Origin of the sequence: Saccharopolyspora flava (genome assembly GCF_900116135.1) — a bacterium.
In the GTDB taxonomy this organism is placed as follows: Bacteria; Actinomycetota; Actinomycetes; order Mycobacteriales; family Pseudonocardiaceae; genus Saccharopolyspora; species Saccharopolyspora flava.
Map to the genome: position 1 here is coordinate 1 of NZ_FOZX01000006.1, position 19,411 is coordinate 19,411.

Below are 19,411 nucleotides of genomic sequence, written 5' to 3' on the forward strand. Positions count from 1 at the left end.
TGTTAAGCACGCCGCCAGCGTTCGTCCTGAGCCAGGATCAAACTCTCCAACAATGCCTTGTTGAAACAATCCCAGCACACACTCAACAACCCAAAGGTCGGAGCGTGATACTCAAAGAAACCACCAACCACCAAGACACGATCACTCGTGCCCAGTTGGTTAGGGGCATAAAAGAACACTAACCAAAACAGTCCACTGTTGAGTTCTCAAAGAACACACCCACACCATCGCCACAGGCCCTCAAGCCCGCCCACTCCGGGGAGTCATTTCTTCGGTGATTCCCGCTCTCGCGGTGATTCCTACTTTAGACCATCCTGATTTCCTCGGTCAAACCGGGGGTCTCAATCTCGGCCGTTGCTTTTCCGTGACCTTCAAGCAAGTCCCGTACTCACCAACATCAAGCGAATCAACCGCTCAAGCAGTATTCACATTATCAAAAGGTCTTACCCGTTTTTCTCGGGCTCCGAACACGCTACCACCCGAAGGTTTAAGCGAGGTTCTCGGGGCCCCGTCAGGCCCGGCCCGGTTTTTCCCGGCCCGTGTCGCGCTGACATGGAATACTTTACGCACACCCCAAAACCCCCTGAACACCACCCCCCCTTTAAGGGTGAAACCCCAGGTCAGAGGTCTAGGTGGGCCTCGAAGAGCGCTTCCAGCTCCACGGTAGTGGAATCGCGGTCGGAGTGGTGGATCCCGACCATTCCCGTCGCGACCGCGCCATCGACGTTGCGCCGGAGATCGTCGACGAAGACGCACTCCCCCGGTTCGAGCCCGAGCCGCCGCGCGGCGAGCCGGTAGATCTCGGCATCGGGCTTGGCGAATCCGACGGCTCCGGAGAGCACGACCGAATCGAAGCCCTCCGCCAACGCGGGTTCGGGCAGCCGGTCGGCGTTGGAGACGACGGCGACGCGCACCCCGGTGGCCCGGAGCGCGCGGGCGACCGCGCCCATCCCGGGTTCGTCGAGCACGCCGGCGTAGTCGAGAAGCAGTCCGCGCAGATCCACGTTGAGCACCGTAAGGCACACGATCGGGTGGTACCGGCCGAAAAGTGACCGGATTCAGGGGTCTCGCGCCTCTTTCACGTCGAGGGAGGAATCAACGACCGAGGAGGACCCATGACCGCGATCCAGAGCGGCACCGCTCTGCAACCCCGCACCACCTTTCCGCCCCCGGCCCCGACGACCGGGCCTCGCGCCGAGCCACCGCGAGTCCGGCCCGCGGCTCACCGCAGCGCCGTGGCGGTGGCCTCGCTGATTGGCAGACAGGTCTTCGACGTGCTGGCCGGGCGCACGCGCCCGGACCGGGTGCGCGAATCGCTGACGGCCACCGTCTTCGGGAACCTGATCGGCGTCCGGCTGCACGGCGCTCACCACCCGGACTACCGGCTGCACTCGGTGCACGCGTGCGCGGTCGACGACTCCGTGGTGGAGGCCTGCCTGATCGTCGGAGCCCACCGGTTCCGCGCCCTGGTGCTGCGCATCGAGCGGCAGGCGCAGCGCTGGGTCTGCACCCGGCTGGCGCCGATCGAGCGCGGTGCTTTCTAACCGGGGCCTTCTAGCCGGGCCCTTCTAGACCAGCGGGACTTCCCAGGTGACGGTCGTGCCGCTGTCCGGGGAGGAGGCCAGGGTGCACCGCCCGCCGGCCGCGGCGGCGCGTTCTTCGAGGTTGCGGAGACCGCGCTTGCTCACGTCGCGCGGGATGCCGCAGCCGTCGTCGACGACCTGCAGCCGCAGCCCGGACTCCGATCGCCGGACCCGGACCAGGACGGTGCGGGCTCCGGAGTGCCGGACCACGTTGGACAGCGCTTCGCGCAGCGCCGCTCGCGCGTGGTCGGCCACCGGGACCGGGACGTCGGTGAGGTCGCCGTCGATCTCCAGCTTCGGCGGCCTGCCGAGCAGCTCGCCGGCGATCTGCACCTCGGAGCGGATCGAGTCGTCGAGCGCGGGTGCCTGGGTGGGCGTCTCGGGGTCGGCTGAGCGCAGCGTGCGGGCGGTCGCGCGGACCTCGGCGATGGCCTGGTCGATCTGCTCGACGGTCTCGGCCAGCCGGTCGGCGTCGGCGGGGTCGAGGCTGCCCTCGACGCGGCGCTGCAGCACGTCCAGCTGCACGCCCGCCGCGTAGAGCCGTTGCACGATCACGTCGTGCAGGTCGCGGGCGATGCGCTCGCGCTCCTGGTAGACGGCGATCCGCTGCCGGGCGGTGGAGCCCTCGGCCAGCACGAGCGCGAGCCCGGCCTGGGCTGCGAAGGAGGTGAGCACGTCGACCGCGACGCGGTTGAAGGTCGACGCCCCGCGTCGCCGGTAGACGGCGAGGGCGCCGAGGCGCCGCTCGCGGGTGCCGAACGGGGCGACCGCGAACGGGCCGTACACCCGCAGCGACGCGGGCACGTACGGCGCGGTCAGCGGGTCGTCGATCAGGTCGTCGACCACCACGGGAACGCCGCTGCGCGCGACGCGGGCCGCGGCGGAACGGGAGGAGAGCACGGTTCCGACGGGATCGGCGAGCGGGCCGGTCGCGCTCGGGGCGCCGTAGGCGGCTTCGACGGTGAGCCGCCCGTCGTCGGAGCGGACGGTGACCACGCCGAGGTCGGCTTCGGCGAGTTCCGCGGCGCGGCGGACGACCAGCGGCAGCACCGCCTCGGGATCCTCCGCGGACAGCGCCACCCTGGTGATCTCGGTGGACGCGGTGAGCATCCGCCTGGCGAGGGTGGAATCCATGACGCTTTCGAGGCTATAGCGCCCGTGCACGCGATGAAGGGAGTTGCTCGTGCGCTTCATGACACATCCGCCGTGGTCGCGGTGCGGACCCGTCCCCCATCGACCCGGCCGCCGTCCACGCGGATCACGAGGTCGCTGCCCGCGGTCTCGGTGATCCGGTGCGTCACGTGCACGACGGTGCGGCCGGCGAGCCGGTCGCGGAGCCGGTGCAGCAGCGCGTCCGCGGTCTCGGCGTCGAGGTGCGCGGTGGGCTCGTCGAGCAGCACCAGGTCGGCGTCGGAGAGCAGCGCGCGGGCGAGCGCGAGCCGCTGGGCCTCGCCGCCGGAGAGCTCGGTTCCGCCGCTGCCGACCGGGGTGTCGAGGTCCCAGCCGGGCAGTCCGGCGGTGTCGAGCGCGTCGGTGAGCTCGGCGTCGCTGGCGCGGGGCGCGGCGAGCCGGAGGTTCTCGCGGACGGTGGTGGTGACCAGCTGCGGGTCCTGCGGGCACCAGGCCACGCGGCCGGGCACCCGGGCGAGACCGCGCGCGGCGGGCACGAATCCGAGCAGCAGCGCGAGCAGCGTCGACTTGCCCGCGCCCGAGGGGCCGACGACGGCCACGTGCGACCCGGCGGGCACGTGCAGGTCGACGCCGGACAGCACCACCGGGCCGCCGGGCCAGGCGATGTCGGCACCGGCCAGGTCGATCTCGCCGTCGGTCCCGGCCGGGCGCCGCTCGGGTTCCGGGGCGTCGAGCAGCGGCGCGAGCCGGTCGTGGGCGGCGCGCAGGGTGCGCCACTGCTGCGCGGCCGGCGGCAGCAGCGACACGGCCTCGGCGGCGGCGAGCGGGACGAGCGCGAGCAGCGGCGCGAGTTCGGGCGCCAGCCGGCCGTCGGCGACGGCGGTCGCGGCGAGAGGGACGCTGCCGAGCACGGCGGCGCCGATCAGCAGCGTGTGCACGGCGGTCGCGGCGCCGGTGCCGAAGGCGGCGCGGCGGGCGCGGGCGGCGAGCCGCGCGTCGGCCTCGGCGAGCTCGGCGCGGCGCCCGGTGTGCGCGCCGAAGGCGAGCAGTTCGGCGGCGCCGTCGAGCAGCGCGAGCACGCGGGCGGCCACGGCGCGGCGGCCGTCGGCGACGGCGGCGCTGGCGCGCTGCTCGGCGAGCACCGCGACGGCCGGGGTGGCCACGCTCGCCGCGGCCAGGGCGAGTCCGAGGACGAGTCCGGCTTCGGGCAGCACCAGTGCCTGCACGACCACGGCGGCGACGAGCACGACGAACGCGATCAGCGGAGGGAGGACGACGCGCGGGATCTGGTCCCGCACCTCGTCGACGTCGTCGACGAGCCGGGCGACGCCTTCGCCGCGCCGCAGTCCGGCGGTGCGGACCGGACCGAGCCGGACCAGCGCGGCCCACAGCCGTTCGCGCAGGTCACCTGCGGTTCGGAAGGCGGCGTCGTGGGTGACGAGGCGTTCCAGGTAGCGCAGCGCGGCACGCGAGAGCGCGAAGGTGCGGACCCCGACGACGGCCACGGACAGCGTCAGGATCGGCGGCTGCTGGGAGGCGCGGGCGATCAGCCAGGCGGAGGTGGCGGCGAGGGCGAGCCCGGACAGCAGCGACAGCGCGCCGAGCGCGGCACCGGCGAGCGTCCGGGCTCCGATCAGGTCGCGCAGCCGGCCGCGCGCGGCGCGCTCCGCTCCGGCGGGCGCCTCGACGACCGGTGCGGGCGCGTCGGTTCCGGTGTCCGCGGAGGTGGTCCGGTGGCTGGCCAGCACGACGGTCGCGCCGCGCCGGGCGGCGCGGTCGATGGCGGCGTCGACGTGCCGGGCGCTCGCGGCGTCGAGGTGCGCGGTGGGTTCGTCGAGCAGCAGGAACGCGGCCTCGCCGCGGAGTCGCAGCAGGGCGCGGGCGACGGCGACGCGCTGCCGCTCGCCCGCGGACAGCTCGTCGATGCGGCGGTCCGCGAGGTGTCCGGCGGCGGCCTCGGCCAGCGCGTCGTCGAGGTGGTGGGCGAGGTCGGGCTGGTCCGCGGTGGCGACCAGCAGCTCGTCGCGGACCGTGCCGCCGGTGAACGTGGGGCGCTGCGGCACCCAGGCGACCCGGCGCCGCCACTCCTCGACGGTGGGCGTGGCCCCGCCGCAGGTCACGGTGCCGGAGTCGGGGTGGGTGAAGCCGAGCAGCACGGCCAGCGCGGTGGACTTGCCGCTGCCGCTCGGCCCGATGTCGCCGGACCCGACGTCGCCGGCGGCGAGGCGCAGCACGGTTCCGGGCCGGGCGGTGAAGCTCAGCCCGTCCGGCACGAACGCGTCGCGCCGCCGGACCCGCAGCCCGGACACCCGCAGCACGCCGGGCTCGTCGTCGGGGTTGCCGGTGATCGCGAACCCGGCCGGTTCGGGTGCGGACACGATCTCGTCGACCCGGCGGACCGCCTCGACGCCGTCCTCGCTGGCGTGGTGCGCGGCGCCGACCGCGCGCAGCGGCAGGTAGCACTCCGGGGCCAGGACCAGCACCAGCAGCCCGGTCGCCAGGTCGAGGTCGCCGGAGACGAGGCGCAGCCCGATGCCGACGGCGACCATCGCCACCGACAGCGACGAGAACAGCTCCAGCACCAGCGCGGACAGGAACGCGATCCGCAGCGTGGCGACGGTGCTGCGGCGGTGCTGCTCGCCGACCTCGCGGACGACCGCGCGCTGGGCCCGGGCGCGGCCGAACGCGGTGAGCACCGGCAGTGCGCGGATCAGCTCCAGCAGCCGGGCCGACAACCGGTGCTCGGCGTCGGTGGCGCGGGCGGTGCGCTGCTCGGTGTAGCGGCCGACGAGCCACGCGAACAGCGGGATCAGCGGCACGGTCAGCACCACGACCAGCGCCGACACCCAGTCCGACCAGAGGATCCAGGCGCCGACGAGCGCGGGCACGATCGCGGCGGTGACCAGCGCGGGCAGGTACTTGGTGAAGTAGGCGTCGAGCGCGTCGAGGCCCCGGGTGGCCAGGGCGGTGAGCTCGGCGGGACCGCGCTTGCCGATCCACTCGGGTCCGCGCCGCAGAGCGGAGTCGAGCAGCAGGGCGCGCAGCTCCTCCTTGGCTCCCGCGGCGGCGCGGGCGGAGACCGCTTCGGTGGCCCAGCCGAGCGCGGCGCGGGCGAGGACGGCGACGGCCAGCACGACCAGCCGGTCGCCGATCTCGGTGGCGGGCACGCCGCGCACCACGACGTCGGCGAGCGCGCTGCCGATCGCCCAGGCCTGGGCGATGAGCGCGACGGCGTTGCCGGTGGCGAGCAGTCCGCCGACGAGCAGCGCGCGCCGCGCCGACCGGGACAGCCGGGGCAGGGCGCCGAGCGGGCCGCTCACGGGGCGTGCACCGGCGGGATGTGCTGGGTGCCGATGCGCTTGCGGAACACCCAGTAGGTCCAGCCCTGGTAGATCAGCACGGCCGGAGTGCCGAACGCGGCCACCCAGGTCATGACCATCAGCGGGTAGTCGCTGGCGGCGGTGTCCTCGACGGACAGCGAGAAGGCCGGGTCCAGTGTGGACGGGATGACGTTCGGCCACAGCGAGCCGAACAGCGTCACCACCACGCCGGTGAGCGCCACGCCCTGCAGGAAGAACGCCTGGCCCTCCCGGTCCGCGGCGACCCTGGCGAGCCCGAGCAGTCCGGCGACCAGCGCGATGACCAGCGGGATCCAGGTCCAGGCGGAGCCTTCGCGGAGCTGGGCGAGCAGCACCAGCGCGACCACCGGCAGCAGCAGCGGCAGCCCGGCGCGCAGCGCGAACCGGCGGGCCCGCGCCCGCATCTCGCCCTCGGTCTTGAGCGCGAGGAACACGGCGCCGTGCAGCATCGAGAAGGTGACCACGGCGAGGGCGCCGACGACGCTGGGCACGCTGAAGATCGTCCACCAGCCGCCGACCCGGTCGCCGTTGGCGTCCAGCGGCAGCCCGAAGACGTTGGCCGACAGCACCAGCCCGACCATCGCGGGCGCGATCCAGGACGCCAGCACGATCACCGCGTCCCACGCGCGCCGCCACCGCTCGCCGTCGACCTTGCCGCGGTACTCGAAGGCGACCCCGCGCCCGATCAGCACGAGCAGCAGCACCAGCAGCGGCAGGTAGGCGGTGGAGAACAGCGAGGCGTACCAGCCGGGGAAGGCGGCGAAGGTGGCGCCGCCGGCGACGATCAGCCAGACCTCGTTGCCGTCCCACACCGGTCCGATGGTGTTGATCAGGACGCGGCGCTGCGTGTTGTCGCGCCCGAGGATCGGCAGCAGCATCCCGACGCCGAAGTCGAATCCCTCGAGGAACAGGTAGCCCAGCCACAGCAGGGCGATCACGAGGAACCAGAAGGTGGGCAGGTCCATCTCGGCCTCTCAGCAGGACGGTCAGTAGGCGAAGGACAGGGCGTCGTCGGATTCGCCCTCGTGCTTCTCCGGTGGCATCACGGCGTCGAACCCGCCGCGCGAGTAGCGGATCATCAGGAAGATCTCCACGACCAGCAGCACCCCGTAGAGCGCGGTCAGGCTGATCACCGAGGTCAGCATCTCGCCGGGCGTCACGCCGGAGGACACGGCGGAGGCGGTGTACATGTACACGCCGTCCACACCGGACGGGTTGGGGTTGGGCGCGACGACGAACGGCTGGCGGCCCATCTCGGTGAACACCCACCCGGCGATGTTGCCGCCGAACGGCGCCCCGATGCCCAGCAGCGCCAGCGGCGCCCAGCCCTTGCCGCTGGGGAAGCGCTGCTTGCGGGTCAGCCACAGCACGGCCACGCCGCCGAGCGCGGCCAGCCCGCCGAAGCCGATCATGAACCGGAATCCCCAGTAGGTCACCGGCAGCAGCGGCTGGTAGTCGATCGGCTGTCCGGCGAACGCGCCGAGCCGCGGGTCGTCGGGGTAGTGCGTGCCGTACGCGGCCTGGTACTTCGGGATGAGCTCGTTGACCCCGTCGACCTCGCTGGTGAAGTCCCCTTCGGCCAGGTAGGACAGGATGTAGGGCACGGTCAGGCTCTTGACGTCCTCGCAGTTGGGGCGGCTGACGTCGCCGACCGCGAAGATCGAGAAGCTGGCGGGCGCCTCGCTGTGGCACAGCGCTTCGGCGGAGGCCATCTTCATCGGCTGCTGGTCGAACATCAGCTTGCCCTGCACGTCGCCGGTGATCGCCAGCCCGGCGAAGGCGATGACGGCGACCCAGGCGCCGAGCCGCATCGACCCGTGCCAGGCGCGCCGGTCCTCCTCGTCAACGGGTTGGCCCGCGCTGTCGGCCTGCTTGCGCTGCCGCACGATCTGCCAGGCGGCGATGCCGATGAGGAAGCCGCCGGCGACGGCGAAGCAGCCGAAGATGGTGTGCGGGAAGGCCGCCAGGACGGTGGAGTTGGTCAGCACCGCCCAGATCGAGATCAGCTCGGGCTTGCCGTCGACGAGCCGGATGCCGACGGGGTGCTGCATCCAGGAGTTGGCGGCCAGGATGAAGTACGCGGAGAGCACGGTGGCCAGCGAGAACGCCCAGGCGCAGGCGAGGTGGACGCCCTTGGACAGCCGGTCCCAGCCGAAGATCCACAGGCCGAGGAAGGTCGACTCGACGAAGAAGGCCAGCAGGCCCTCCATCGCCAGCGGAGCGCCGAAGACGTCCCCGACGAAGCGCGAGTAGGAGCTCCAGGCCATGCCGAACTGGAACTCCTGCACGATCCCGGTGACCACCCCCATGGCGAAGTTGATCAGCATCAACTTGCCCCAGAACTTGGTCATCTTCAGGTATCGGCGGTTCCCGGTGCGGTACCAGGCCGTCTGCATCCCGGCGACCAGGATCGCCAGTCCGATGGTCAGCGGCACCATCAGGAAGTGGTAGACGGTCGTGATCCCGAACTGCCAGCGCGCGATGTCGAGCAGATCCACGCCCCCACACTGCCGCGCGCACGCGTGCGGGCGCAGAGGCAAGGGCCCCCAATCGCCCGGTCGAGCGTCCCGATCTCAGCGGGACCTAGGTCCTCATCCACGCAGCGCGACCTCGACGCCCACGGGGGACGAAACACCCGAACGTTCAGGTGTCGGGCCCGAAGCGGACCGTCACCGGAGCGCTTCGGCGACCGCCTCCGCCGTCTCGACCACCATCGGCCCGATCTCGTCGGCCACGAGCGGCTGCAGCGCCACGACGCCGACGCTGGCGCGCAGCCCGGGCACGCCGCGCACCGGCGCGGCCACCCCGAAGGCGCCCTGCTGCAGGTCACCGCTGCTGGAGATCCACCGGGGCGCGCCCGCGGGCAGGTCCACCGCCCGCCCGGCGGCGCCGCGCTGGATGGGGTGACGGGTGCCCACCCGGTAGGACACGTGGTAGCTGGTCCAGGACGGTTCGACGACGGCCACGGCCTGCGCCTCGCTGCCGTCGGCGACGGTGAGGTGCGCGGTCGCGCCGACCTTCTCGGCGAGCGCGCGCAGCGCGGGCGTGCAGGCGACCCGCAGCTGCGGCAGGACCCGTCCGGCCAGCCACAGCACGCCCAGCCCCAACCTGACCCGAGACCCTTCGCGCCGCACCAGCCCGCGGCTCTGCAGCGGCCCGAGCAGCCGGTACACGGCGGCGCGGCTCACGCCGATGCGCGCGGCCAGGTCGCTGATCGTCGGCGCCTCGCTCTCCGCGTCGGCCACCGCCTGGAGCAGGCTCAACCCGCGCTCCAGGGTCAGCGAGCTCTCCTTGGTGCCCGCGGGCACCTCGTGCGCCAGGCGCGGGACGTGCGTCGGATCGGGTTGGGCCATCGCGTCACCTCCGAGCCGCCGCGAGCACCGTGCCGGTCACCTCGCCGAGCCCCACGATCGAGCCGCCGGGACCCGGCGCGCTTCCGCTCAGTGTCACCCGGTCGCCGTCCTGGAGGAAGGTCCGCTGCTCGCCGTCGGACAGCGTGATCGGGTCCGATCCGCCCCAGGTCAGCTCCAGCAGGCAGCCGCGCTGCTCGCGCTCGGGCCCGGACACGGTGCCGGAGGCGAACAGGTCGCCGGGCCGCGCCGGGGCGCCGCCGACGGTCATGTGCGCGAGCTGCTGCGCGGGCGTCCAGTACATGTCGGCGAAGCGCGGGTGCGCCAGCGTCGTCTCGTTGCAGCGCACCTCCAGCCGCAGGTCCAGGCCCCACGGCTCGGTCTCCACCAGGTACTGCTGCAGCGGGTGCTCCGGCGGAGGGGCGGGCACGCGCGCGTGCTCGAAGGCCTCCAGCGGGGTGATCCAGCCGGAGATCGAGGTCGCGAAGGACTTCGCCAGGAACGGGCCGAGCGGCTTGGACTCCCAGGCCTGCACGTCGCGGGCCGACCAGTCGTTGACCAGCGCGACGCCGAAGACGTGATCGGCGAACTCCGAGGTGGGGATGCGCGACGCGGCCTCGCCGCCGCAGACGAACCCGACCTCGGCCTCGAAGTCGAGCCGCCGGGTGGGGCCGAACGCCGGGTGCGCGTCGCCGCTGGCCTTGCGCTGCCCGCTGGGCCGGTGGACGTCGGTGCCGGACACGCGCACCGTCCCGGCGCGCCCGTGGTAGCCGACCGGCAGGTGCGTCCAGTTCTCCGGCAGCGGCGCCGCGCCCCGGCTGAGGATGCGCCCGGCGTTCTCGGCGTGGTGCCGGGAGGCGAAGAAGTCGACGTAGTCGCCGACGGTGAACGGCATCGACAGCGTGTGCCAGTCGGTGCGCACCAGCTCGGCACCGGCCGGGGCGCGCTCGGCGGTCACGATGCCGACGAGCCGTTCCCGCAGCTCGCTCCAGATCTCCCGGCCCGCCGCCAGCAGCGGGTCGAGGGAGTCGCCGGAGACCAGGTCGGCCAGTCGAGGACCGAGTTCACCGGAGATGCCCCGCAGCGGCAGGGCGTGCCGCCCGACGCGCACCGCGACCACCGGACCGGTGCCGGTGACGAGCACGCCGTACGGGAGGGTCTGCGGGCCGAACGGTTTGTCCGGGGCGAACTCCGCGTCCTCGATCCAGCTCAAAGCAACCCCAATCCTTCCAGTTCGGCGACGGGGTCCTTCAGCGAGCACGAGCCGTACGAGGCGAAGACGTCGCGCACCGCGTTGGCCGCGTCGTCGGACAGCGAGCGGGCCTCCTCGGCCAGCGCGGCGCCGTCGGTGCTTTCCAGCGCCGCCCGCACATCCTTGCCGGAAAGGGAGCGCGCGGTCGCGACGAGCAGGTTGAGGAAACCGTGATGGGTGAATCCCGTTTCCGGGTCTTCGCCCCGGACGGCGGCGTTGAGGCCGGTGGTGGCCTTGAACGGGACGTCCAGCGATCCGGCGACGGCGAGGAACTCGGCGACCTCGTCGACGGTGGGCACGGCCACGGCGGTCTGGCCGCCGGTGCGCAGCTTGGGCCAGCAGCCGTGCTCGGCGACGCGGCGGATGCCGTCCAGCCAGCCCTCGCCGCCGCGGCGGGGCTCGACGACGCGGGTGATGTCCTCGGGCACGAACTCCGAGACGCGCTCCAGCCAGATGTCGTCGACGTCCGACGGCGCGGGCATCTCGACCATCCGCAGCGCGAGCAGCTCCTGCCTGCCCTCGATGATCGACAAGGCCTTGGGCACGCCGCCCAGGCCGGTGTCGCACACCAGCGACAGCGGGATCGGCGAGGACGGCTTGGCCTTGGCCAGCTCGGTGATCAGCTCGGCGAGCCGGGACGCCTGGCACAGCATCGGCCCGAGCAGGCCGGCGAACTCACCGGCCCGCGCGTCCAGGTGGTCGGCGACCGCCTGCGGTACCGGGGTGGCCACCTCGTTGCGGTTTCCGGGTGGGAAGAGCGCGGCGTCATCGACCAGTCGGGCGAACAGGGGCGGGATGCCGCGCGGACCTGGCGCGCGAAGCTCAACAGCGCTTGACACGGTGGACACGCTAGTGCCGTTGCGCCGAGTGAACAAAGATGCCCGATAAACGGACGTCTGACCGGGTCATATGCGCCTCCCTGGGACGAGTTTGGCGGCCATCATGCACCTCTGCGTAGTCGGCTCACCCACCACCCGGGTGGATTCGTCCGGATGACCACCCGCTCGGACCTGCGCTCACTGGTCCGGTCGGCTCCCCACGGCCACGTCGCACCTGGTAGTAAGGGGTCGGCGGGGAGTCCCGCAGCGCGTTCGAGATCCGCGATTCCGTGATCCGCTCACCGGGACGGGGGCTTTTCCCGCGCTTCAGCTTAAGTTAGGCTTGCCTAAGTTGGAGGTGAGCAGGTGGGCGAGCAGACGATCCGCAAGCCGGCCCGGCCGAGCGCGGCGGAGCGAGCCAGGAGCATTGCCAAGCGCGGCGGGAAGGCGGCACTGCTGCCGTCCGGCGAGGTGTCGGCCCGCGTCGCCCCCTTGCTGCACCACGTGCACCCGGACGGGACCGCGACCGTGCTGCTCGCCGACGACCACCCGCTGGTCGCGGCCGGCTGGCACGCCCCGCGCGGCGAGCTCGCGGCGGTGCTGGAGGTCGCCGACCCGACCCCGGTGCGGCTGCGCGAACCCGTCCGCGGCCTGCTGTGGCTGACCGGCTGGCTCCGGCTGCTCAGCGCCGAGGAGGCGCACCACGAGGTGCTGTCCATCGTCGACGACCGGCCCGACCCGCGGCTGCTCGACGCCGGGCACGGCGCGAGCGTGCTGCGGCTGGAGTCCGCCTCGATCGTGCTCGCCGACGCCGAGGGCACCGACTCGGTGGACGCGACCGAGTTCCAGGCGGCCACGCCCGACCCGTTCTGCACCTTCGAGGACGACTGGCTGCGGCACCTGGAGCTCTCGCACCGCGACGTCGTCGGGCTGCTCTCCCGGCACCTGCCGGAGCAGCTGCGCGGCGGCCACATCCGCCCGCTCGGCCTGGACCGCTACGGCCTGCGGCTGCGCGTGGAGTCCTCCGACGGCGACCACGACGTCCGGCTGGGCTTCTCCCGCCCGGCCGACACCACCGAGCGCCTGGGCTTCGAACTCCGCCGCCTCGTCGGGTGCCCCTTCCTCGCCCAGCAGCGCAACGGCTCCTGACGAGATCGGTGACAGTTTTCATGAAAACTGTCCCCACCACCGAACCCCCCATCCCGAGGTGGGGAAGTTTTCATGAAAACTGTCCCGGGTCAGGTGAGTTCGTCGGAGAACCAGGTCGCCGCGCGGGTGATGCGGCCGTGGCGGAAGCGCAGCGAGCCGTCCTCCCCCACGAGGACCGCCTCGGCGACCTGCTGCTGCCGGGTCACCAGCCACAGGAAGGCATGCGCCACCCGCCACGCCTGACCCTCGGTCAGACCGTCGGAGAAGCGGACCTGCAGACCGCCCGGCTCCGCGTACTGCAACTCCACCAGGAGCCCGTCGCGGATGCCGAAGAAGTCCGTGGCCCCCAGCGCGCTGTTGATCGAGTCGAAGTCGCGCACCTCCCGCAGCACGCGCATCGCCAGCGCGGGCAGGTTCTCGGCCAGCGGCTCGGCTTCCTGCGTTCCCCACACGTAAACGTCCACGCGCACCCTCTCGCGTCGGCGGCACTCATGCGACGGAGCGGGAGCCCTCAGCGGTTCCCCCTCTCTCCGGATCCAGTCGCGACGGGCATCCGGTGACGGCACCGCTGCGGGTACGGTGCGTCCGGTGAGCATCCTGCGCGCCTGGCTGAGCCCTACACGCCCCGATGAGCCCCAGGAGTTCACCGATTCGGCGGAGCGCAAGGCGATCGGTATCGAACTGCTCGTCGTCTTCGCGGTCACGCTGGGGATGTCGGGGCTGCAGAGCCTGATCTCGCTGCTCGACGCGCTGCTCCAGCCGACGCCGCTGGCGCAGCAGCAGGTCGCGATCAACCAGCCGCAGGCCGACCTCGGGCTGCTCGACCTGCTGGCGCAGCTGGTCAACGTGCTGCGGCTGGTCTCGTGGGGCGCGCTGGGGGCGTTCCTGCTGTGGCGCGGCGGGATGGCGCTGTGGCGGATCGGCCTGGACCGGACGCGGCTGGGCGACGACGCGCTGCGCGGGGCGGGACTGGCCGCGCTGATCGGGATTCCCGGGCTGGGCCTGTACCTGCTGGCGCACGCGCTGGGCCTGAGCCTGACCGTGCAGCCCTCGACGCTGACCGACGCGTGGTGGCGGGTGCCGGTGCTGGTGCTGTCGGCGTTCGGCAACGCCTTCGCCGAGGAGGTCCTGGTCGTCGGCTACGTGCTGACCCGGCTGCGGCAGCTCGGCTGGGGCGAGAACCGCGCGCTGTGGCTGGCGGCGGTGCTGCGCGGCAGCTACCACCTGTACCAGGGCTTCGGCGGGTTCGTCGGCAACGTGGTGATGGGCCTGGTCTACGGCCGGATCTGGCAGCGCACCAACCGGCTGGTGCCGCTGGTCGTCGGGCACACGCTGATCGACGTCGTCGCGTTCGTCGGCTACGCGGCGCTGCGGGGTCACGTCGGCTGGCTGCCGTGATCTTGGATTCCGGCACCGCGCGCAACGCATCGCCGGTTCAGGTCCCGGGAAAGTTAATGATCCATCGAAATCGCGCGTGATCAGCGACGATTACGTTCGCCCCGACTAGGCTCTGCGGTTGTGACTCGACCGCACGTCCAGAGCGAGGTCGGACCGCTCAACTCGGTGGTGCTGCACCGCCCCGGTTCCGAACTCAAGCGCCTCACCCCGCGCAACAACGACCAGCTGCTGTTCGACGCGATCCCCTGGGTCGACCGGGCGCAGGAGGAGCACGACGCCTTCGCCGAGGTGCTGCGCGGACGCGGCGTCGAGGTGCTGCTGCTGCGCGACCTGCTCACCGAGGCGCTCGCCGACGCCCGCGCGCGGGCCGCCGCGGTGCACACCGGCGTCGACGAGCTCAAGCTCGGCGCGGACGTCGCCGACACGCTGCGCTCGCACCTGTCGGGCGTCACCGACGCGACGCTGGCCGAGGTGCTCATCGGCGGCATGACCTTCGAGGAGCTGCCGGAGGCGGAGGGCCGCTCGCTGGTGCGCCGGATGCACCGGCCGCACGACTTCGCCGTCGAGCCGCTGCCGAACCTGCTGTTCACCCGCGACTCGTCGGTCTGGATCGGCGACCGGGTGGCGATCGCGGCGCTGGCGATGCCCGCGCGGCGGCGCGAGTCGGCGATCACCGACCTGATCTACGCCTACCACCCGAGGTTCTCGCACGCGGCCCGCGCGTACGGCGCCCACTCGGCGCCGGTCGAGGGCGGCGACGTGCTGCTGCTGGCGCCCGGTGTGGTCGCCATCGGCGTCGGCGAGCGCACCACCCCGGCCGGCGCCGAGTCGCTGGCGCGGTCGATGTTCGCCGACGACCTCGCGCACACCGTGCTGGCGGTGCCGATCGAGCAGGCGCGCGCGTCGATGCACCTGGACACCGTGTGCACGATGGTCGACCGCGACGCGGTGGTGATGTACCCGGCGGTCCAGCACTCGCTGACCGCCTACGCGCTGCGCCCGAAGGACGGCGAGCTGGACGTCTCCGGGCCGGCGCCGTTCCTGGACGCGGCGGCCGAGGCGATGGGCATCGACCGGCTGCGGGTGATCGACACCGGCCTGGACCCGGTGACGGCCGAGCGCGAGCAGTGGGAGGACGGCAACAACACGCTCGCGGTCGCCCCGGGCGCGGTGGTGGCCTACGAGCGCAACGCCGAGACGAACGCGCGGCTGGAGGACGCGGGCATCGAGGTGCTGCGGATCAGCGGTTCGGAACTGGGTTCCGGGCGGGGCGGTCCGCGGTGCATGTCGTGTCCGATCAGCCGGGCCCCGCTCGGTGACACGCGAATCGCGTCCACCTGATCGGGCGAACAATTCCGGTGTGATCGAGAACAACCGCAGAATTTCGGCGGCACCCATAAGCGGAACCCGATATGTTGCTTCGGAGAACGACTTCGCCGCCGTTCCCGTTTTCCCCGGCAGCAGCGCTTCCACCTGCGGCGATGGCAAGGTGTGGCTCACCTTGATTAATTGAGGCAAACCTTTCTCCAGGGCCCCGAGAACTAAGGTTACCCATACGAGAATTAGGTTCGCCTTGAATGTGATTGGACTGGTTCAAAACTATATTGAGCCCCATGGCTGTCACCGCGAAGAAGATTCAGCACAAGGAATCGAAGTTCGAGCACCTGCTGCAGGAACAGGTCAAGAACGAGTTCACCGCCTCGCAGCAGTACATCGCGGTCGCGGTCTGGTTCGACGACAACGATCTGCCGCGGCTGGCCTCGCACTTCTACCAGCAGGCGCTGGAAGAGCGGAACCACGCGATGATGATCGTCCAGTACCTCATGGACAACAGCATCACGCCGCAGATCCCGGCCATCGAGCAGGTCCGCAACGACTTCACCGAGACCCGGGAGCTGATCGCGCTCGCCCTGGAGCAGGAGCGCGAGGTGACCCGCGAGATCGAGACGCTGGCCAAGACCGCCCGCGAGGAGGGCGACTACATCGGCGAGCAGTTCATGCAGTGGTTCCTCAAGGAGCAGGTCGAGGAGGTCGCCTCGATGTCCACCCTGCTCAACGTCGTGGACCGCTCCAAGGGCAACCTCTTCGACGTCGAGAACTACCTCGCCCGCGAGCAGGTGGGCGACGAGGGCGCGGACCCGACGGCCCCCAAGGCCGCGGGCGGCGCGCTCTGACGTCCCGCTCCGATCACCCCGGGTGGCTCAGCCGCTCGGGGTGATCTGCAGTTCGCTGGGCGAACCGTCGTCGGAGGAGCCCCCGCCGCCGGGCGAGCCCCCGCTCGACGGACCCCCGCCCGAGGAACCCCCACCGGACGGACCGCCACCGGACGGTCCCTCGCCGGACGGTTCCTGCATCTTGCTCGGGCTCTGCTGCTCCGACGGTCCCGGCTGTTGCTGCTGCGAGGTCTCCGGAGCCGGCTGCTGCTGGGAGGTCTCCGGGTCGGCGCTCTGCGACGGCGCGGTGCGCAGGATCGACGGGTCGTGGCTCTCGCTGATCGACGGCTCCGGCTCCTGCGGCGAGGTCTGCTGCCAGCGGGTGTCCGGCGGGGACGACGGCGGCGGGAGGTGCCCGGTCGGCGGCACCAGCGTGCCGGTCGACGGCAGCGGCGGCGGGACCTGCGGTCCGCCGGGCTGCTGGATCACCGGCTGCCGCGACGGCGACAGCGGCGACTGGTCGTTGCCGACCAGCGCGACTCCCCCGCCCACCAGCAGCACCGCCCCCAGCGCGACGCCGGTGGCGGCGAGCATCGAGTTCCGCTGACGGCGGCGACGCGCGGCGGCCACCAGCGACCACTCCGCGCCGGTGCGGACCGGGACGTCCAGCCGGTCGTCGCGCAGCAGGCGCTGCAGCTCGTCGTCCAGATCCATCACACGTCACCTCCCTCGACGGTCTCGCCGAGCCGCTTCCGCAAGGACGACAGAGCCTTGCTCGCCTGGCTCTTCACCGTTCCGCAGCTCACGCCGAGGGTCTCGGCGATCTCCAGTTCGGACAGACCTTCGTAGTAACGCAGCACGACCACCGCGCGTTGCCTCGGCGGGAGATCTCGCAGCGCCTGCCACACCGGCTCGTTCTCCAACCGGTCGTGCTGCGGCACCGCGGGCACGTCCGGGAACTCGGCCAGCAGCGTCTCGCGGCGGGTCCGGCGCCAGCGGCTGATGTGCGCGTTCGCCATCGCCTTGCGCACGTAGGCCGTGGGGTCCTCGGTGGTGCGGCTGATCTTGCTCCAGCGCGCGCCGACCTTCTCCAGCACGGTCTGCACCAGGTCCGCCGCGTCGTGCGGGTTGCCGGTGAGGGCATGGCCGTACCGCATCAGCCCAGGTAGTGCCACCCGGACGAAGTCGGCGAAGTCGTCTTCTGTCGCAGCCATGTCCCCCCGGCGCGCCTGCCCAACAGGAAGCCCGGACGCCTCGGCAGCGGCCGGCACGGCAGGCGAGTGCGCGGTCACCCCTCCACCCCCTCGACGCCGGGTCCCACTGTGGAGGGATACGCACCGCCGCGCCACTTCGTTGCCCGCAAGAACGAGATCACCCGAACGGAGCAGAAAAACGTGAAGGCTCGTTTGTGGTCGCCTTGCTCGGCGGTGCGCTGAGGGTCGAGTCAGCGGATGGTGATCTGGCGTCCGCGCAAGCCGTCCCGAGCGCGCCTCTCCGTGCTGGTGAGGGGCTCGTCTTCGAGGGAGGCCAGGGCCTCGTCGAGGCGGGAGCCGAGGGCGGCGGCCGGTTCGTCCCACTCGCGGGCGTGCAGTTCGCGGTCGAGGTCCCAGACCGGGACGAGCAGGCCGTGCGCGCGGAACGAGCCCGCGTAGCGGCTCTCCTCGCCCAGGGCGAGCTCGCCGCGGGCCGCGAGGCGGGCCAGCGCGGCCAGCAGCTTCTCCTCCGGTTCCGGGCGGACCCAGCGCAGGTGCGCCTTCTCGCCCGCGTCGACCCAGTAGGCCGAGTCGACGCCCTCGCCGCGGAGGCGGTCGGTGGGCATGATCGCGGCGTTGGCGCGCTCCAGCGACAGGGCGACCTCGCCCGTCGGGTCCACGTCCTCCGGCAGCCACCAGGCGAAATCGCCGTGCAGCTCGACGTCGAGGGCGGCGTCGGTGTCGATCAGGTCCTGCAGCCGGGTCGGCACCGCGCCGGCTTCGGCGGTCTCCGGGCCGACGACCGACAGCGACTGGCCCTCGCCGGCCTCCTGCACCCACTCGATCGCGCGCGCCAGGTCGCGGCTGATGTCACCGGAGTGCGTCTGCACCTGCAGGCCGACGAACCGGATGCCGTCGTTGCGGTGCAGCGCGGCGGCGGCCATCGGCAGCACCGTGGCCAGGGTGATCGCCGAGCCGTCGCGCATCGGCAGCGTCGCCGTCGCCGACGGGACGAACTCGCGCAGCGCGACCAGCTCGCACTCGGCGGCCAGGCCCTCGAACGGCCGGGTCACGATCACGTCAGCGGCGCCACCGGCCTTGCCGTGGCAGGCCTTGTAGCGCTTGCCCGATCCGCACGGGCAGGGCTGGCGGGGACCGACGGCCCCTTCGGTCTGGGCTGGCTTGGTCGCGGCTCGCTTCGACACGGCTGATCCAATCGCTGACGGTGACTACAGCGCGACGCTACCGAATCGGGAGGAATCGGGATCAGCCAGGTGGAGGCGGGTCGCCTCGGGCGAGTTGGTCGCCAGGTAGCGCACTCCGGCGCCCCGGCACAGCTCGATGTCGGCGGGTTCGTCGACCGTCCAGCAGTAGGTGTCCCGGCCCAGCGCGGCCGCGCGCGCCACGAACCCCGGGTCCTCGCGCAGCAGTCGCACGTCCGGCCCGGCCAGGTCCGCCCACGACGGCAGCACGCCGCCCCGGCGGAGGCCGGTGAAGCGGGAGAACAGCAGGACCGTCGGCACGTCCGGCGCGGCCTCCTTGAAGCGGCGGACCGCGGCCGGCGCGAAGGACATCATGAACACCGGGGATTCGGCCGGGTCAGCGGGAGCGGACAGGCCATGCCGGGCCAGCAGCGCGACCAGCTTCTGCTCCACCAGACCGCCGTAGCGGACCGGGTGCTTGGTCTCGACGAACAGCCGCGTCCGGCGCGGGCTCGCGCGCACCATGCCGAGCAGCTCGTCCAGCGTGAGCACGCCGTACTCGGCGGCCGAGCGGCCGAAGTCGACCTCCGCCATCGCGGCCACCGTCAACGCGCTGACCACGCCGCGGCCGTTGGAGGTCCGGTCGATGCGGCGGTCGTGCACGCAGACCAGGTGGCCGTCGCGGGTGACGCGGACGTCGCACTCCAGCGCGTCCGCGCCCTGCTCCAGCGCCAGCTCGTAGGCGGACCGGGTGTGCTCAGCGCGGTGCGCCGACGCGCCCCGGTGCGCGACGACCTCGGGAATCTCCGCCACCCCTCCAGTA

The 19,411-nt window shown here is 72.3% G+C and carries 19 protein-coding genes; 6 read left to right on the forward strand and 13 right to left on the reverse strand.

Features of this window, described 5'->3' with window-relative positions:
- Positions 1-620: 620 nt before the first annotated feature.
- A complete protein-coding gene (locus BM424_RS17960; RefSeq protein WP_245775938.1) occupies positions 621-1,004 on the reverse strand; it encodes an HAD-IA family hydrolase in 384 nt (127 codons plus the stop codon).
- Between the two features lie 111 nt (positions 1,005-1,115).
- Between BM424_RS17960 and BM424_RS17965 the strand changes: the two genes are divergently transcribed.
- Positions 1,116-1,544 (forward strand): Rv3235 family protein, encoded by a 429-nt coding sequence (locus BM424_RS17965; protein ID WP_245775939.1) that lies wholly within the window; start codon positions 1,116-1,118, stop codon positions 1,542-1,544.
- Between the two features lie 24 nt (positions 1,545-1,568).
- Here BM424_RS17965 and BM424_RS17970 read toward each other — a convergent pair whose 3' ends face one another.
- From BM424_RS17970 to BM424_RS18000, 7 genes are all read right to left on the reverse strand, one after another.
- Entirely contained in the window at positions 1,569-2,717 is a 1,149-nt protein-coding gene (locus BM424_RS17970) for a GAF domain-containing sensor histidine kinase (protein WP_093419393.1), read from the reverse strand.
- Positions 2,718-2,773: 56 nt separating this feature from the next.
- Positions 2,774-6,034, reverse strand: coding sequence for a thiol reductant ABC exporter subunit CydD (cydD, locus tag BM424_RS17975; RefSeq protein WP_245775940.1), 3,261 nt, complete (start codon positions 6,032-6,034; stop codon positions 2,774-2,776).
- Positions 6,031-7,038, reverse strand: coding sequence for a cytochrome d ubiquinol oxidase subunit II (gene cydB, locus BM424_RS17980; protein ID WP_093419396.1), 1,008 nt, complete (start codon positions 7,036-7,038; stop codon positions 6,031-6,033). Before cydB ends, cydD begins: the two co-directional genes overlap by 4 nt.
- 21 nt (positions 7,039-7,059) lie before the next feature.
- Positions 7,060-8,571: a cytochrome ubiquinol oxidase subunit I gene (locus BM424_RS17985; RefSeq protein WP_093419398.1), complete on the reverse strand. Its 1,512-nt coding sequence runs from the start codon at positions 8,569-8,571 to the stop codon at positions 7,060-7,062.
- A 171-nt stretch (positions 8,572-8,742) separates the two neighbouring features.
- On the reverse strand, positions 8,743-9,426 hold the full coding sequence (locus BM424_RS17990; RefSeq protein WP_093419401.1) for an IclR family transcriptional regulator: 684 nt from the start codon (positions 9,424-9,426) through the stop codon (positions 8,743-8,745).
- A gap of 4 nt (positions 9,427-9,430) precedes the next feature.
- Positions 9,431-10,636 carry a fumarylacetoacetate hydrolase family protein gene (locus BM424_RS17995; protein ID WP_093419403.1) on the reverse strand — a complete coding sequence of 402 codons (1,206 nt, stop codon included), beginning with the start codon at positions 10,634-10,636 and terminating at the stop codon, positions 9,431-9,433.
- Positions 10,633-11,514 (reverse strand): hypothetical protein, encoded by an 882-nt coding sequence (locus BM424_RS18000; protein WP_175548151.1) that lies wholly within the window; start codon positions 11,512-11,514, stop codon positions 10,633-10,635. Before BM424_RS18000 ends, BM424_RS17995 begins: the two co-directional genes overlap by 4 nt.
- Positions 11,515-11,859: 345 nt before the next feature.
- On the opposite strand from BM424_RS18000, the gene BM424_RS18005 reads away from it, so the two are divergent.
- Positions 11,860-12,642: a DUF2470 domain-containing protein gene (locus tag BM424_RS18005; RefSeq protein WP_093419406.1), complete on the forward strand. Its 783-nt coding sequence runs from the start codon at positions 11,860-11,862 to the stop codon at positions 12,640-12,642.
- An 89-nt stretch (positions 12,643-12,731) separates the two neighbouring features.
- Here BM424_RS18005 and BM424_RS18010 read toward each other — a convergent pair whose 3' ends face one another.
- Positions 12,732-13,106, reverse strand: coding sequence for a hypothetical protein (locus BM424_RS18010; protein WP_139274095.1), 375 nt, complete (start codon positions 13,104-13,106; stop codon positions 12,732-12,734).
- A gap of 124 nt (positions 13,107-13,230) precedes the next feature.
- On the opposite strand from BM424_RS18010, the gene BM424_RS18015 reads away from it, so the two are divergent.
- From BM424_RS18015 to BM424_RS18025, 4 genes are all read left to right on the forward strand, one after another.
- Complete coding sequence (locus tag BM424_RS18015; RefSeq protein WP_093419411.1) at positions 13,231-14,040, forward strand: CPBP family intramembrane glutamic endopeptidase; 810 nt, start codon at positions 13,231-13,233, stop codon at positions 14,038-14,040.
- Between the two features lie 120 nt (positions 14,041-14,160).
- On the forward strand, positions 14,161-15,381 hold the full coding sequence (locus BM424_RS18020) for an arginine deiminase (protein WP_093419413.1): 1,221 nt from the start codon (positions 14,161-14,163) through the stop codon (positions 15,379-15,381).
- 19 nt (positions 15,382-15,400) lie between these two features.
- Positions 15,401-15,553, forward strand: coding sequence for a hypothetical protein (locus tag BM424_RS28910; protein WP_175548152.1), 153 nt, complete (start codon positions 15,401-15,403; stop codon positions 15,551-15,553).
- Positions 15,554-15,653: 100 nt separating this feature from the next.
- Positions 15,654-16,214, forward strand: coding sequence for a ferritin (locus tag BM424_RS18025; protein WP_093419416.1), 561 nt, complete (start codon positions 15,654-15,656; stop codon positions 16,212-16,214).
- Positions 16,215-16,241: 27 nt separating this feature from the next.
- On the opposite strand, the gene BM424_RS28915 is transcribed toward BM424_RS18025, so the two are convergent.
- The 4 genes from BM424_RS28915 to BM424_RS18045 form a co-directional block, all read right to left on the reverse strand.
- Entirely contained in the window at positions 16,242-16,907 is a 666-nt protein-coding gene (locus BM424_RS28915; protein ID WP_175548153.1) for a hypothetical protein, read from the reverse strand.
- The gene (locus BM424_RS18035) at positions 16,907-17,485 is read right to left on the reverse strand and encodes a SigE family RNA polymerase sigma factor (protein ID WP_425442027.1); all 579 of its coding nucleotides are present in this window, start codon (positions 17,483-17,485) and stop codon (positions 16,907-16,909) included. The genes BM424_RS28915 and BM424_RS18035 overlap by 1 nt, the downstream gene beginning before the upstream one ends.
- Positions 17,486-17,637: 152 nt before the next feature.
- Complete coding sequence (locus BM424_RS18040) at positions 17,638-18,591, reverse strand: DUF5926 family protein (protein WP_093419424.1); 954 nt, start codon at positions 18,589-18,591, stop codon at positions 17,638-17,640.
- Between the two features lie 24 nt (positions 18,592-18,615).
- Complete coding sequence (locus BM424_RS18045) at positions 18,616-19,401, reverse strand: glycerophosphodiester phosphodiesterase (RefSeq protein ID WP_093419426.1); 786 nt, start codon at positions 19,399-19,401, stop codon at positions 18,616-18,618.
- Between the last annotated feature and the right edge of the window lie 10 nt (positions 19,402-19,411).

Coding starts and splice junctions, on each gene's coding strand:
- BM424_RS17965 (WP_245775939.1), top strand. CDS start 1,116: ATGACCGCGATCCAGAGCGGCACCGCTCTGCAACCCCGCACCACCTTT.
- BM424_RS17970 (WP_093419393.1), bottom strand. CDS start 2,717: ATGGATTCCACCCTCGCCAGGCGGATGCTCACCGCGTCCACCGAGATC.
- cydB (WP_093419396.1), bottom strand. CDS start 7,038: ATGGACCTGCCCACCTTCTGGTTCCTCGTGATCGCCCTGCTGTGGCTG.
- BM424_RS17990 (WP_093419401.1), bottom strand. CDS start 9,426: ATGGCCCAACCCGATCCGACGCACGTCCCGCGCCTGGCGCACGAGGTG.
- BM424_RS18025 (WP_093419416.1), top strand. CDS start 15,654: ATGGCTGTCACCGCGAAGAAGATTCAGCACAAGGAATCGAAGTTCGAG.
- BM424_RS28915 (WP_175548153.1), bottom strand. CDS start 16,907: ATGGATCTGGACGACGAGCTGCAGCGCCTGCTGCGCGACGACCGGCTG.